General features: G+C 40.3%; 9 protein-coding genes, 2 tRNA genes and 1 CRISPR repeat array. Of the genes, 1 reads left to right on the top strand and 10 read right to left on the bottom strand.

Features of this window, described 5'->3' with window-relative positions:
• Window positions 1–70 precede the first annotated feature (70 nt).
• The 7 genes from CD03_RS33050 to CD03_RS33045 form a co-directional block, all read right to left on the bottom strand.
• Window positions 71–1,072, bottom strand: coding sequence for a serine hydrolase (locus CD03_RS33050; RefSeq protein WP_197041652.1), 1,002 nt, complete (start codon window positions 1,070–1,072; stop codon window positions 71–73).
• A gap of 180 nt (window positions 1,073–1,252) precedes the next feature.
• On the bottom strand, window positions 1,253–2,590 hold the full coding sequence (locus CD03_RS0109585; RefSeq protein ID WP_027293443.1) for an MATE family efflux transporter: 1,338 nt from the start codon (window positions 2,588–2,590) through the stop codon (window positions 1,253–1,255).
• A 246-nt stretch (window positions 2,591–2,836) separates the two neighbouring features.
• Window positions 2,837–2,907 (bottom strand) — tRNA-Trp (locus tag CD03_RS0109575).
• Window positions 2,908–3,047: 140 nt separating this feature from the next.
• A CRISPR array of direct repeats spans window positions 3,048–4,633; the repeat unit is 30 nt; unit sequence GTTTCAATACATCCTATATTACTATTAATC.
• A 601-nt stretch (window positions 4,634–5,234) separates the two neighbouring features.
• The gene (locus CD03_RS0109560; protein WP_027293442.1) at window positions 5,235–6,131 is read right to left on the bottom strand and encodes a carbohydrate ABC transporter permease; all 897 of its coding nucleotides are present in this window, start codon (window positions 6,129–6,131) and stop codon (window positions 5,235–5,237) included.
• 12 nt (window positions 6,132–6,143) lie between these two features.
• Window positions 6,144–7,055, bottom strand: coding sequence for an ABC transporter permease (locus tag CD03_RS0109555; protein WP_027293441.1), 912 nt, complete (start codon window positions 7,053–7,055; stop codon window positions 6,144–6,146).
• Window positions 7,056–7,134: 79 nt separating this feature from the next.
• Window positions 7,135–8,820, bottom strand: a complete 1,686-nt coding sequence (locus CD03_RS0109550; RefSeq protein ID WP_027293440.1) for a DUF3502 domain-containing protein — start codon at window positions 8,818–8,820, stop codon at window positions 7,135–7,137.
• A 15-nt stretch (window positions 8,821–8,835) separates the two neighbouring features.
• Window positions 8,836–11,124 (bottom strand): beta-L-arabinofuranosidase domain-containing protein, encoded by a 2,289-nt coding sequence (locus CD03_RS33045; RefSeq protein WP_044289270.1) that lies wholly within the window; start codon window positions 11,122–11,124, stop codon window positions 8,836–8,838.
• Window positions 11,125–11,430: 306 nt separating this feature from the next.
• Between CD03_RS33045 and CD03_RS0109540 the strand changes: the two genes are divergently transcribed.
• The gene (locus CD03_RS0109540; protein ID WP_027293439.1) at window positions 11,431–12,315 is read left to right on the top strand and encodes a helix-turn-helix transcriptional regulator; all 885 of its coding nucleotides are present in this window, start codon (window positions 11,431–11,433) and stop codon (window positions 12,313–12,315) included.
• A gap of 64 nt (window positions 12,316–12,379) precedes the next feature.
• Here the strand turns inward: CD03_RS0109540 and CD03_RS0109535 are convergent.
• The 3 genes from CD03_RS0109535 to asnB form a co-directional block, all read right to left on the bottom strand.
• Window positions 12,380–12,450, bottom strand: a tRNA-Trp gene (locus tag CD03_RS0109535).
• 161 nt (window positions 12,451–12,611) lie between these two features.
• Window positions 12,612–13,733: a metallophosphoesterase gene (locus CD03_RS33040; protein ID WP_052377747.1), complete on the bottom strand. Its 1,122-nt coding sequence runs from the start codon at window positions 13,731–13,733 to the stop codon at window positions 12,612–12,614.
• Window positions 13,734–13,901: 168 nt separating this feature from the next.
• Entirely contained in the window at window positions 13,902–15,752 is a 1,851-nt protein-coding gene (asnB, locus tag CD03_RS0109520; RefSeq protein ID WP_027293438.1) for an asparagine synthase (glutamine-hydrolyzing), read from the bottom strand.
• Between the last annotated feature and the right edge of the window lie 4 nt (window positions 15,753–15,756).

Genomic DNA, 15,756 nt, shown 5'->3' with positions numbered 1-15,756 from the left:
ACAGATTGTCACGGATCCCCTATTGCTATGTATAACTATACTCTCCTTACTTTTATTCCAATCCTCTGCTTCAAGGATTAAAATACCCATATACCATCTGACTTATATTCTGTATATTAGCCACTGCTTCATCATCGGATGTCCACCCCTCGGACATAACACATATAATATAGTCTCCCCCGTCGGAATACACAATCGCACAATCGTTTTCACAATCATCCGTTTCCCCTGTTTTATTTGCAACCTTAACATCTGATGGCAGGCTCTCCGGTATTTTATAATCAACTTCCTGCTGCAGCAGCAGGGACAGCATCTCATTTGATGCTTCTTCTGAAACCAATGTCTTATTATAGACACTTTCTAAAAATTCCCCGCAGTCATTTACAGACGTTGTATTTACCCCTTCTCCGCTCCACAGAGAAACATCTCCAATTCCATTAATCTGTCTTGTATCTGAGAATCCCGCTGTTTCAATATAATTATTCACCTTTTCCAGGCAATCTGCAAATTCACTGTCCGGTTCCAGCTCACGTACCAATTCATTTGCACTTTCGTTGTCACTGATGGTTATCATCTGCTCCAGTTCTTCTGCTATCTGGTTTCCGTCAAGAATCAATCCACCTTCTTCTGCCTGCTGATACACGGCTCCCATAATATAGAGCTTAATGAGACTTGCCGCCTGCATCTCATGGCTGTTCAGACTGATGCTCCTGTCCTCAGCTAAATCTTTGATATAAAGGCTCCAGTCTCCATCATACCCATTCAGGCAGGATTGCAGGTTCAGTTCCAATTCCTCCCAGGAAATATTTTTGTTTATCAAATCCTCATTGCTCTTTTCCACCGACGCTAACAGAGAGATATCAGCGCTGGTAGTGTCCTCCGGTTCTAAAATGGTAAGACCTGCTGCCTGCACTGTATTCCTGTTGTTTGTAACGTTTTTGCTTTCCGATTCATCCACAAAATGCTGAAACCCGGTTCCTGCAGTGACCATGACTATTGCAGTCACTACTGCCCCTATCTGTATCCATTTCCAATACCTTCGCTGTTTATTTATACGATTCCTATTCTTCATTTCATTCCCTTTTGCTTGCATGTATGCTTTTTTTATTTTACGACTCCATCATACTCTTACAAACTGAAATTACTCTGAAAATTCGCAAAAAAAAATAACGACCCTTTGCAAAATCAGTATCTGCGATGTAAACACACCGCATACAACATTTTACAAAAAATCGCTATCTCTTAACTTTTCCTATCTTACTCTCTGTTCTTCCCGTTTCAAAATCACAAAATATGCGATGATCAATGGAATATTAGCTGCAACCCATGCAATCGGATTAGCCGTACAGATACCTGCATAAGAACCAATACCGGAAGCAATCACTGCCACGGCCGCTCTTGCAGCTAATTCAGCCACGCCTCCAACCATAGGCATCAAACCGTAACCCATACCCTGAAGTCCGTTTCGGAATGTAAAGATGATTCCAAGAATCGGATAAAATGTACCGCAAATCACAAAATATGTCTGTGTATACCCCATAATATCCTGTGGCTGTCCAACAATAAAGAAATTAACCAAATGCCTTCCAAAGAGAATAATACCGCCTCCGGCCAAAACCCCATAGATAATGGTATATATTACACTCAGGCGAATTCCCTGCCGGATACGTGATATCTTATTTGCCCCTTTATTTTGTGCACAATAGGTTGCCATCGTAACTCCCAGAGCACTAAAAGCCTGAGTCAGAAAGATTTCAATCTTAGACGCAGCAGAATAAGAAGCAATTACCCTGGAACCCAGGGTATTCAGTGCACTTTGAATCATAATTGTACCAATTGCTGTAATAGAGAATTGAAGAGCCATCGGCAAACCAATGCCAAGCTGGTTCTTTACACAATAAAAATCCAGTTTGAAATGTTCCCTTTTTAATTTCAGCATTGGAATTTTAAATACTATATAAAGTATACACAGCACACCGGATACTCCCTGTGAGATAACGGTAGCATACGCTGCTCCTGCAACTCCCATATGGAATACAATGATAAATACCAGGTCTAATACAATATTTAAAAGCGCTGATACCACAAGAAAATAAAGCGGCACCTTACTGTTTCCCAGCGCCCTCAGGATGCTGGCAAAAAGATTATACATAACCTGTGTGAAAAATCCACATGCTGTGATCATCATATAAGTATATGTATCCTGGAAAATATTTTCCGGTGTGTTCATTAAATGCAGCAGCGGTTTCAGCCATATCACGCTGACAAACGTAATAACAATCGTAACGAACACAGATAAAATAATAGCCGATCCAACCGTCTTACGCATACCTTCCATATCGCCATAGCCAAAACGCTGGGCTGTTAAGACCGTGAATCCGGTCGTCATTCCCATTAAAAATCCTAAGATCAAAAAAATAATTGTCCCGGTAGCACCAACTGCTGCCAGAGCATCCACTCCAACAAACCGTCCCACGATAACCGAGTCAATCATACTATAAAACTGTTGAAATACATTTCCAATAAATACCGGTAATGCAAACGACAAAATAAGCTTCGCCGGTCTTCCAACCGTCATATCTCTTTCCATGAAAAAATGAATCCCCCTTTATAAATTTCCTTTCGTTTCCCTGGCAAAACACCAGTTTGAATATTATACAATATCCGTTCCATATATTCCAGAATTAATATTACAGAAATATATTGGATTTTGCAGTGCTTTTCGATAAATGTTGACAAAGTTTACTTTTCCACACATTCCCATCCTCTTACACATTTTCGTTTTTAGACAAAAAAATAACCAACCTTCCGGTTGATTATTTTTGTTCTGTAATAGCAGGGGATGAGAGAATCGAACTCCCACTAAAAGTTTTGGAGACTTCTGTCATACCACTTGACCAATCCCCTCTGTAAAATTACCGACTTGTTATTTATACCATAAAATTGGGGAGACGTCAATTCATTTTTTCTTTTTAATTGTGATTTTACATTGGTGGATGATTTTATGATTAATCTTGAAACAGAATTGTTAAAACTGTAGAAGAACTGTTTTAATATATCCTGTATTACTTTTAATCAAAGTTACTAAAACAAATTTCTCAATAAGAATAACGTTTCAATATATCCTATATTACTATTAATCCGCACTCAGATTGTAGTGACATAACCGTGTCAAAAGCTTCAATACATCCTATATTACTATTAATCAGAAAAAAAACCAATTTGGATATATGTAAAGTCGAGTTTCAATACATCCTATATTACTATTAATCATTTTATGATTGCATAGAATTGCACACTATACATGGTTTCAATACATCCTATATTACTATTAATCATGCCACGGTATGTGGGAGTTACTTGCGATTTTATGTTTCAATACATCCTATATTACTATTAATCAAGACCTTAGAGAAGGATCCTAAGAAGTATTACTCGTTTCAATACATCCTATATTACTATTAATCGTTGCCATAATTTATCATACTCGGCACGCTGTTCGGCGTTTCAATACATCCTATATTACTATTAATCCAACTTGCGCTTGTATTGTATCACTGTTAACGTCGTTTCAATACATCCTATATTACTATTAATCCCATTTGCGACAATATTAGTACCACACTGGAAACGTTTCAATACATCCTATATTACTATTAATCTATGCTGGGGCTGTATCTGGATTGGAAAAACGTTGCGTTTCAATACATCCTATATTACTATTAATCTCGCACCAAAATAAGGAGAAAGTAGGTGAATTCAGTTTCAATACATCCTATATTACTATTAATCAATTTGTATCCCATATTCTTTATGCTGCAGTTTCGTTTCAATACATCCTATATTACTATTAATCGAAAATAAAACAGCATAGTCGAGGTTTTAAAAATTGTTTCAATACATCCTATATTACTATTAATCAAATACTTGTGAGATATCCAACACGGTACTGACATTGTTTCAATACATCCTATATTACTATTAATCTACCCATGTTCTAATAGGTGTGACACCACCTAACGTTTCAATACATCCTATATTACTATTAATCACTTTAAGACTGCTTCGAAATTCTTCGAACACTAGTTTCAATACATCCTATATTACTATTAATCAAAAACCCGTTCAGGTTCCGATTGGAATGTCGGTCGAGTTTCAATACATCCTATATTACTATTAATCGCTTTTGCATCTGGCACCTGGGGACTTCCTCAAGTTTCAATACATCCTATATTACTATTAATCCAAATGCTCATAATAGAGAACACTACGCAGCTCCGTTTCAATACATCCTATATTACTATTAATCTTGAATGCAATGCCATCGTACCGAAATTTGAATTGTTTCAATACATCCTATATTACTATTAATCATTTTTACATAGCAACACATTATCTGCGCACAGTAGTTTCAATACATCCTATATTACTATTAATCCAATTGCAAGTTCTTTATTTACATTGTCTGCCAGGTTTCAATACATCCTATATTACTATTAATCGTACAGGGGGGAGCAGGTAAGACCACGAGGTTTACTAGTTTCAATACATCCTATATTACTATTAATCATAACGACGATACAGTTAAGTGGCTTATTCCTTTGTTTCAATACATCCTATATTACTATTAATCCAACCAAAATTCAACATTCTTCCTTCCCACTATATCCCAATTCCCCTATAAAATCAAGGATTTTCTTATTTTTTCCCAGCCGACATCGAATTTTACAAAATCTAATACAAATACCTTATTTTCGTTGAAAATACAATGATTTTAAACGTTCTCGATTTTACCGCCTGGTAAATTACTCTAGATAATGTTACCCTGTGCTGGTCCTGCTTCATTTGTCTGGTACTTTCCATATTCCAACACTCCCTCCTTACTTCTTCATCAGACAAAGTATGGGTAATGGATATAATATCCACCAATTTTAAGTGTCTACTCATGGCTTATATGCTCAAAGTATCCTTGGATATCTGCATCTACTACATAATTGATGCGTTTTCGTACCATGCTGATGCACATCTCTTTCACTGCCACATAGAAGCTCCGGTTTGGGCGGAAGCCATACATGTTCACCTGAAATTTCAGTTCATATACTGCTTCCTAACTGCCTACACCTAGCCCTGCCTGTTACCAGACAGCACCCAAGACTCGCTAACGTTGGTTTGCTAGACCTTGCCGTACATCATCTCCACACGCTAAACCTATCCGCCCTTTTCTCTAGGCGCAACTATCCCTTCACGGCTCCGATCATAACCCCTTTTTCAAAATATTTCTGAATAAACGGATACACACATAAAATCGGCAGTGTGGATACTATAATCACCGCATACTTCACCTGGTCAGCAGAGCTTTGGGCATAACCGCCTCCTACTGCACCGCTGCCACTGGCAAATGCTTCATTTAAAAGAAGTATCCGCCGCAGGACAATCTGCAATGGTTCAAACTTATTATTACTGTTAAACATCAGGGCATTGAAAAAATCATTCCAATGAAACACTGCATAGTACAAAACCAATACAGCCACAACCGCTTTAGATAGCGGCATAACCACTTTAAAGAAATATTTAAAATGAGAACATCCGTCAATCACCGCAGCCTCATAAAGATCATTGGGAATTGAGGACTCTATGAACGTTCTTGCTATAATCAGGTTATACGTATTTACTGCCACAATCGTAATCAAAATCGTTCTGGTGCTGATCAGCCCCAGTGAACTGATTGTCATATACAGAGGAACCAGCCCTCCGCTGAAAAACATGGTAAAAACAAAATAGAACATAATTTTTCCACGTCCTTTGAAGTCCGGTCTGGACAATGCATAGGCTGCCGGCATGGTAACAGCCATATTCAGCAGTGTGCCAAGAACTACGTAAATGATTGTATTCAGATATCCTCTCCAGATTCTCACATCCTGGAAGACCTGTTGATATCCATAAAACCGGATATCTTTTGGCAGAATAGTTACCTTCCCCAGATTTACCAGATTGGAATTGCTGACAGATGCAATCAGAACAAACCAAAGAGGATAGGCAACAATTGCAAAAACAAGGATACTTAAGATTATCACTGCTGCCCCAAAGATTCTGTCAGCCGGACTTTTGTATTTCATTTTACTCTTTCCCATTAAATCCCCTCCTTACATCAGACCGGTTCCTGTACTGCGCTTTGCGATTGCATTGGTAGCCATCAGGAAAACAAAATTAATCAGCGTATTGAACAAACCCACTGCCGCACCAAAACTAAACTGGGATGACTTAATTCCTACCGTATATACATAAGTAGAAATTACCTGGGATGCGCCCAGATTCAAGCTGTTCTGCATCAGGAACACTTTATCGAAACCTACATTCAGAATATTTCCCATATTCATAATCAGCATAATGATAATCGTCGGCATGATTGCCGGAAGATCTATATGAATCATAGTCTGCCACCTGTTGGCGCCATCAATCCTGCACGCATCATAAAGCTGCGTATCCACAGAAGCCAATGCTGCAATGAAAATAATACTGTTCCATCCCATAGTCTGCCATACCCCAGACAGCACATAAACCGGCATGAATGTGGACTCTGATCCAAGAAGATTCACATCCTTTCCCACAAGATGGATTGCTTTTAGGAAATTGCTGATGACACCGGAGTCGTCCGCCAGCATAATCCGCAGCATGGAAACCAGTACAACTACAGATATGAAATAGGGGATATAAACCGTTGTCTGTACCGTCCTTTTCCACTTTTTATTCCGAATCTGATTTACCACCATCGCAAGAATAATTGGAATGGGAAATCCCACAAGGATACTGGCAAAGGAAATTACAAATGTATTTTTCAGAGTCGAGAAAAACATAGGGCTTTCAAAATACTGTTTAAAATATTTGAATCCTACAAATGCACCGCCCGTCAGCCCCTTAGAAAAATCATATTCCCGGAAAGCCAGCTGGATACCGTACATGGGCACATAGCAAAATATCAATATGTATAACATAGCAGGGAACAGCATGACCCATAACTGCCAATTGCGTCTGAAATATTTTTTTACATTTACCATAAATATTACTCCTCTCGCTGTATCACAATTCAAGGTGAAAACGCGGGATGAACAGTCTGATCACATCCCGCGGTTTTTATTATTTTGCCAGATAATCATCGAAAGCTTTTTGGCGTATTTTGAGTACATCTTCAAGCCCTGCCGCTTCTACATTTTTTACATAAGTATCCCAATCTGCATCGATATCCGATTCTCCTGTCATCCACAAAGACCAGTAATTATCTATAATGTTATTGATATTTGCCTGGGTGAGTGCCATGGTATTCTGATCTTCTTCAGAATATTTCATAAAGAGCTGAGGGTAATAATCCTGATCCGTTACCTTTGCAAGCGCATCTTTATATACCTCTCTCTCCTTTAACGCATTGTTCATATCCTCTGACATCTCGATATTACAGTCTTTCCGGATATATAATGGGCCGAAGTCTGCAAAGGTGTTTGTCCACTTCCAGGTTCCTGCATCGGTAGTCGGATCCGTAGGCGGCAGTACTTTAAAATTATTATCGTCAGTCTTTTCCAGACATCCGTCACTGATACCTCCAAATAATGTCTCAACACTTCTGGTTTTATCATAGAATCCATCTATAAATTTTATAGCTGCATTTTTATCCTCACACTTTGCACTCATCGCAACACGGTTCGCCTGCATATTCAGCTGGTCAAAGTCATAACTCCAGCGAGTATCATAAGTCCCGGGCGCACAGTCTATATCGTAATCCAGAGGCGCCAGCGCAGTATACTGGCTATATAACTCCGGACCAAATTTGTCCGTCTCTTCCCATCCAAAGACACAGCCTACAACGGCTTCTCCGTTTTCATTTCCCCTTGAAAGAGATTGAAATGCGGAGTAATCATTTGTAATTGCATTATTGTTAATCAATCCCTGGGCATACAGCCTGTTCAAATATTTCATGAATAACTTATAGCGTTCATCCACAGCAAAACATTTTACTTTTGCATCTTCTGCAAAATATCCGTCTGTCACAATATCGGTCATCTGGATTCCCATGGACGGCAATAATTTTAACAGGGAATACGCACTGTTGAACCATGCATTATTCCCGCCATAAGCATTAAAATCCAGCGGAATCTCGTCATTTGGATCTCCGTTTCCATTGGCATCCTGTTCTTTAAATGCTTTTAAGACTGTCTCCAGCTCAGTGAAAGTTTTCGGCTCTTTCAGCCCCAGATTGTCCAGCCACTGTTTATTAATAAATAAAACTGTATTGGTATCCGGCCACTTGCTCTGGCATTTCGGTATCCCAAATATCTGTCCTTCCGGCGTCTGTGCCAAAATCTGAGTATCCGGCTCAGCCGTAAACATTTCCCTGATATTCGGAGCGTCTGTTTCAATCAGCTCTGACATATCCTGAAACAATCCGCTGTACTTGGTATAGTCTGAATCCGTGGTAGCGTTAAACAGTATATCCGGGATATCCCCGGAAGCAAATCTGGTTGATTTAACCGTTTCCCAGTCCTGATAGATCTGTTCCCATTCTATCTCCACATTGCACTGGTCTTCTAATTCCTGCAGCCATTTCATATCCTCTACGCTTTTCGTCAGTGCATGGGACACAAACACTGCTTTTAACTTTGTTTTCTCCCCGCTGCCTCCCGTATCTGAATCGCTGCCCTTTCCTGCTGCCTCAGAGTTTTGCCCGGTTTCTCCGCTGTTTCCGGTAGCGGTACTGCTTCCTGCACATCCTGCCAATGATGTAAATGCCATAGCAGATGCCAGTAAAATTGCTGTTGTTCGTTTTTTCATGTTCACAACCTCCATTTATTTATTTCTTTCATCGCATTTTTTCAGATAAAGCTCATCAAAAATGCGGAAAGTTCCTTCTCCCGTTAAGTTTTGAAATTTAACTGTAATGATTTTTTCATGATCGGGTTTTGACATTAGAGGCAGTTGATAAGCAGCCTGATAGAACTCATCTTTCTCTTTCTTAACTACGTCTTCCACCAGTGTTGCACCATCCACAACAATCCGATAGGAATTTCCCACATCCTGACCGCACAAGGTCATACACAATTCCTGTTTTTCGTTTTGTAATTTCATCCGGTAAGAAAACCATCCATCTTCCCTGCAAAAGCGGTAGGGATGTCCGTTAAGACGCATCGTATCTGTCTTTTCCCCTTTAATGCCGTGGGCAAGCTCATATTGGTCATTTCCCACTGGAATTACATCCGTCATAACATTTTTTAACCTTTTCGCCTGCTTTTCTTTTTCCAGTAAATTTACCAATTCCCTGGATTCCTTTTTATACAGTCTGAAATAAATCCCATATCGATCCCGATACCTGGCATAATGGGGTGTGAAAATCAGTTCCTCCCCCTGATTGTTCAAACGAAAAGCAACCCGCCCTTTTTCCTTTACCAAATACCGTTCTATATGTTTTTTCCAGTTTTTAATTTCTACATCCTGCAGTATAAGATAATCCTTCACAGTAATTTCCTTCTGGGGAACGAATACGTCAACCCCGGTTACCGTCATATCCATCATAACATTGCCAAGACCTGCACTCAGCAGATAAGGACCATATGAAAATGCCGCCACCCGTTCATTATCCGGCAGTCCCTGTATTTTCAATGTCATCTTCATATGCAAATCCAGCATATCATTTTGCTCCCATTCCCGGGAAATAAATACATATCCGTTATGGATTTCACCCTTTAGATATGTCTCGTTCAGAAATAACTCCGTATCCTCTTCCAGCCAATCCGGAATTCTCAGATACAAGCTGAATTTACGACCGGGTACCTCTGCAAATCTAATCCTGACTGCCAATGTATCTTCCTGAATCACAGCTTCCATTTTCAAAGCAATTCTTCCATTTGTCCATACAAGATCTGAACTCACATACCTGCAGATATAAATCCCCTCTTCATTATGAAAATAAATCCCCTCCTGCAGTTTTGTAAAATTCTCCATCCCACTTCCGGTGCAGCACCAGAAACTGCTGTAAGGCGTTGTAAATACTTTAAAATATCCGGTCTCCATAGGCTGGAAATACATTGTCATTCCCGTTTCGGGATTCTGAGACGCTAATATGGCATTTAATTTTGTATGATCATAATAATCCATATATTTTTTATCGCCTGTGATCTGGAATAACCACAGTGAAAGTTTAAGCATATTATATGTATTACAGGTCTCACAATTGCATGCTGTTCGTTCTGCATCCAGCACATCCGGTTCACCGAAATGTTCCCATTCGCTGTTCCCTCCCGTAGCATAAGTATGGTGTTTTACAACAATCTCCCAAAAGTTCTGTGCCGTTACCAAATAAAATTTTTCGGTTTTTCCAAATACCATGTAACGCTTTAAAGCTCCCAGTATCTTGGGTATTGTGGTATTGGCATGAAGCCCATTTAAAACATCCCTTTGATCATGCAAAGCCTCAAATAAAGTCCGTTCATCAAATTGATGTGCCGCTCGTGCAAAACGTTCCTCACCGGTAATCAAAAACAAATCATACAGGCAGTCATTCATGCCTCCATATTCTACTGACAGAACCCGGTCTCTGATTTCCTTTGTCCACCCTTCGGTACGATCTGCTATCCAGGTACCAAGCCTTCCCATTATCCGGTATGCAGTCTGATGATTGGTAATCTCATATACCTTGATAATTCCACTGAGTATCTTATGCATGGTATACCATGGAACCCATGCTGGTTGCCCATTTTCCACACGGTCAAATATCTCTCTGGGAGATGCAAATAAATAACCATCCTCCTGCTGGCATCTGTACAATTCCTCTATGATGTAGTCCATCTTCTCCAGCCACAAGGGGTTCTTAGCAGATGCATAGATCTGGGCAGCTGCTGTAAGAAAATGCCCCAGAGTATGTCCCTGTATCTCGGTCATTTCCCATCCCGGATATCTCTCAGCTTTTGGCCGATATCCCGCCGTTTCCAAAAAACCCGCCAGCAGACGGTCCGGATTCAGGGTTGCCAGATATTCCTCTTCCAGTCTGAAGGCATGTGACCATTCCGGATCTGTTAATTTTATTTTATCATAAGCAAATTCATAGATTGCTATATTTCGACAATTCTTCTCTGTATTCATATTTTGGCTCCTAATTTTCTTTCTCATCTCTATGTGGCTAATATACTCTGAGTTTGGGGATTCGTAAATATCACTTTCCTGTAAAAAGTATCAAAAAGTCACTTCTTTTTTTTATTTGCTTATCTTCTATCCTTTTGACACTCTTTCTATCGTTATGTACACATCGAACATTTTCCTTTACTTTTTTATATTTTCATTGTACAATATCCACAGTTTTATCTCTTTTTTAGCATTGTTGAAGATTTTATTTCTTTGCTAAATCGTTAAATGTTCTATTAAATATACTTATGGAGGTGTTAGAATTACATGTACGTATTTGAATTTCCCATCAAAAAACCAATATCTTATCATTTCACAGGAAAATTTGAAGCACCTTCCAATCACTGGGTGCACGAAGATCTGTTATTGCATAACTACGAACTTTTCGTCATGACGGAGGGCACTTTATATTTAACCTATAACAAGGAGGATTTTATCGTATCAGCGGGGGAATTTCTTTTACTGCCACCCCTTCCCGCTCCCAATAACCACCGCCGGGGATTGCGTCCCTCCCGGTGTTCTTTCTACTGGCTGCATTTTGAAACCGGCTCTCCTTTAGTCTTAAAAGACATACCCGGCAATGCTTTATTGTCCTGCGTCTGCGATCTGCCGGAAGATACCATATGCATTCCCAGACAGGGAACTGCCGATAACCAGGAGAAAATCATTGTATTAATGAAACAGCTGCAGGATGCTGTTAAAAATGCATATAAGCCGGTGATCCTGAATTATATGTCAACCGTAATTTTATGTGAATTATTCAGTCAGTTTTATACTAAAAAGGAAGTTCTGGGAAAGTCCAGAAAGACACAGAAACAGATCTATCATGATATCATTGATTTTGTAAAATTAAACATAAATCAAAACTTAAAAGTATCGGATGTCGCTGCACACTTTGGCTATAATGAAAAATATCTTTCTCATTTATTCAGCACTGTTGCGGGAATTCCGCTGAAACAGTTTATCCTGACAAATAAAATCAATGCCGCTAACTTTATGCTCACCGATACGAATAAATCCATTTCAGAAATTGCACATGCACTGGGATTTTTGGACAGCCATAACTTTTCCCGGGCTTATAAAAAAATATCCGGACTTTCTCCTTCTGAATACCGGAATGCTTTTGCTCAGAGAATGCTTTTTCATGTCTAGACAACTTGCTCATTTGAGACAACAAAAAACACCTTCCGTTTGGAAAGGTGTTCTTATCAGTTAACAGGGGATGAGAGAATCGAACTCCCACTAAAAGTTTTGGAGACTTCTGTCATACCACTTGACCAATCCCCTCTGTAAATTACCGACTTATTATTTATACCACAAATTACATATAATTTCAATACAAAATTGCATTTTTCCACAAATTTTTTTCATTTTTCCATAAATTACAGCAGCAGCCCATCACTGACAGCTGCTGCTTCTGTGTATATTCCCATTTCTTTTCCGCATTTTTATTTCCCATGCAGCTGAATGATTGCCAGCTCGGAATCTGTGCCAATACGTAACGGAGGTCCCCATGTGCCGATGCCCGATGTTACAATTACCGGAACTCCTTTTTCCGTAGTATAATAACCGTAGTTAAATTTTTCACTCAGCCGGGTCAGCAGATTAAACGGAAACACCTGGCCAGCGTGGGTATGTCCACTCATAACCAAGTCCACATTTTCATATTCCTCAGCATTAGATGGCCGATGGTCTAATACCAGCAAGGGTTCTTCTCCCTGGCTTATTTCGCTGATTTTTCCCAGCTCCCTGCGATCACTTCCCTGACTACCAATAGGTGCCGAATCTCTTCTCCCTGCAATGGTGCAGACTCCTTCAATCGTAAAAATTTCATCTTCTAAAATATGGACACCTGTTTTTTTTATCAATTCTTTCATGTCTGCGAATCCTGTGCCTGCATCATGGTTCCCCCAGCATAAAAAAACACCATATTTACTTTCTATCATACCAATCAGTTCTGCGATTCGTTTTGGATTACGTACCCCCTCATAACTGCTGTCAAACAAATCACCTGCTATACAGACCAGATCTGCCTGTTCCGCATTCACTGCTTCTACAATCTGCTCCATTCTCTTCTCCCCATTAATATGTCCCAGATGCACATCGGACAATAGAGCCACTTTAAGCGGCGGGCCATCCCAGTTTTTTTCCAGCGTAATATCATAGTTAATCTTTTCTATATCCTGGGCATGCATTCTCCCGCCAATGATTAATAGAGTACAAAGCAGCAATACCACACCCGCAGAAATTACCTGATATTTCCCACGCCCCTTCTCACTAAGCCGACGCATCACCAAACGTCTTACGATCTCTAAAACACAAAAAAATAACATACTATATGCAAAAAAACCCATCCAGTAACAGCCTATTGCACCGGCAATCCTCACCCATCCCCACATAGGCAAACAGGATGGCAGCACATAGCTGCATCCCAAAACTGCAAATACAACTGCTACCCACCAGAACTTCAGCTTTGGTATAACCGCCCGGATAAAGGGCGTATACCTCCATGCCAGATATACGTTTAATAACGTATACACTGCGGCAACAATTACAATACCTATAATCAAATGCTCTTCCTCCTTAGTTTATCCCCAACATACTTGAACATATTATACTTCTCTTTCCGCTGCCTGTAAAGAAACTATATCGCAAATGCTTCAATAACCCTAAAAAATTTTCCCTCAGCAAAGAAATGGAGGAAAGATATTGTGATCTCTTTCCCCCATTTTATTACGCTACACAATCTGAATATGATACTGCTCCAGCCAGTAATTCACCTGAAGCATGAAAGCGAGCATCTGCGGTCCCGCCATGAGCTGCCCATACCATGGTTTCCCGTAATCAGAAGGACTGTTCACAAAATCATTTACTTTTTTCGTATCCAGAAGCTGCCTGATCGGTGCATTTGGATCTGCAAGCACTTCCTGCAGACGTTTGCCAAGCAGCTGTTCATATTCCGGATGATAGGTCTTGGGATACGGACTTTTTTTCCTCCACAATACATCATCCGGCAGCATTCCTGCACCTGCTGAACGCAGCAGCCCCTTTACAATACCATCCGGACACTTCATTGTCCATGGGACATTCCAGATATATTCCACAATTCTGTGGTCAGCCAGGGGAACTCTTGCTTCCAGACCGGAGTACATGCTGGTACGATCCATACGATCCAAAAGAGTCACCATAAACCACCGCAGATTCAGGTATGCAATTTCTCTCCTTCTTTTCTCTTCCTTACTTTCTCCAGGAAGCAGAGGAGTCTCACGAATGGTCTTCTGATATGCTTCATGAGCATATTCCTCCATATGAAGCTGGCGGATGACATCTTCAGACAGCAGCGTCTTTCTGGGCTCCATGCTCATGGACCATGGAAATGCATCTGCTTCAAAAGCCTCTTTCTTATGGAACCATGGATACCCTCCGAAAATCTCATCGGCACATTCTCCAGTCAGGGTTACGCTGTTTATACCTACCACTTTTGAGCAGAAATAAAGAAGTGAGGATTCTACATCTGCCATGCAGGGAAGATCCCTGGCATCCACCGCCTTAAACAGGTAATCGATTAATTCCATATTGTCACATTCCAGATAATGATGGTTTGTCTGGCAATAATCCACCATCTGATCAACCCATGGTCTGTCTTCACTGGGCTGGAATGAATTTGATTTAAAATACTTCTTATTATCCTTAAAATCAAAAGAAAATGTATTCAGTACTTTTCCCTGCTTCTTCAGTTCTTTCGCACAAATTGCCGTAACCAGGCTGCTGTCTACACCTCCGGATAAAAACGTACTGATCGGAATATCGGACAGCATCTGCTTTTTCACAGAATCTTCTAACAGCCAGGCTGTCTTCTCCACCGTCTCATCAAATGAATCCTCATGGGGTTTACTGACCAGTTCCCAGTAAGGCTTCTGCTCCCATGTGTGTTTGGCAAATCGGATAAACTGCCCCGGCAGAACTTCCATTACATTTTTAAAAACACCTTTGCCATATGACTTTGCCGGTCCCAGTGCAAAAATCTCACATAAGCCATCCCGGTCCAGAACAGGAGTGATCTGGGGATATTCAAACAACCCTTTTATCTCTGAAGAAAATACCAGGGTCTCACCTGCCATTGTATAAAATAAAGGCTTTACGCCCAGACGGTCACGGAACAGATATAAACTCTCCTGATTCGCATCCCAGATTGCGATCGCAAAGATTCCATTTAATCTCTTAATATAGTCCACTCCATGAAGCATGTATCCTTCCAGTATCACTTCTGTATCGCTGGTGGTTTCAAAACAGGCGCCTTCGTTTTGCAGCTCTTTTTTCAATTCGCCCATATTATAAATCTCACCATTGTAGACAATGGCACACTCTCTGGCTTCTGCCTTCTTTATCATTGGCTGATGCCCGGTGACCAAATCGATAATGGAAAGACGCACATGGGCAAGACCGCACCCCTTATTCAGATAAGTTCCCTCATCGTCCGGTCCTCTGCGCTTTTGTACCTGATTCATTTTCTCCAGAATACCCCTCCATTTTCTTTCCTCCTTGGCAAATTCCGTAAACGGATTACAAAATCCGGCAATTCCACACATAGCA

This window comes from Robinsoniella sp. KNHs210, from assembly GCF_000686105.1.
Taxonomy (GTDB): domain Bacteria; phylum Bacillota; class Clostridia; order Lachnospirales; family Lachnospiraceae; genus Robinsoniella; species Robinsoniella peoriensis.
This window is presented reverse-complemented; position numbering and strand designations above follow the sequence as displayed.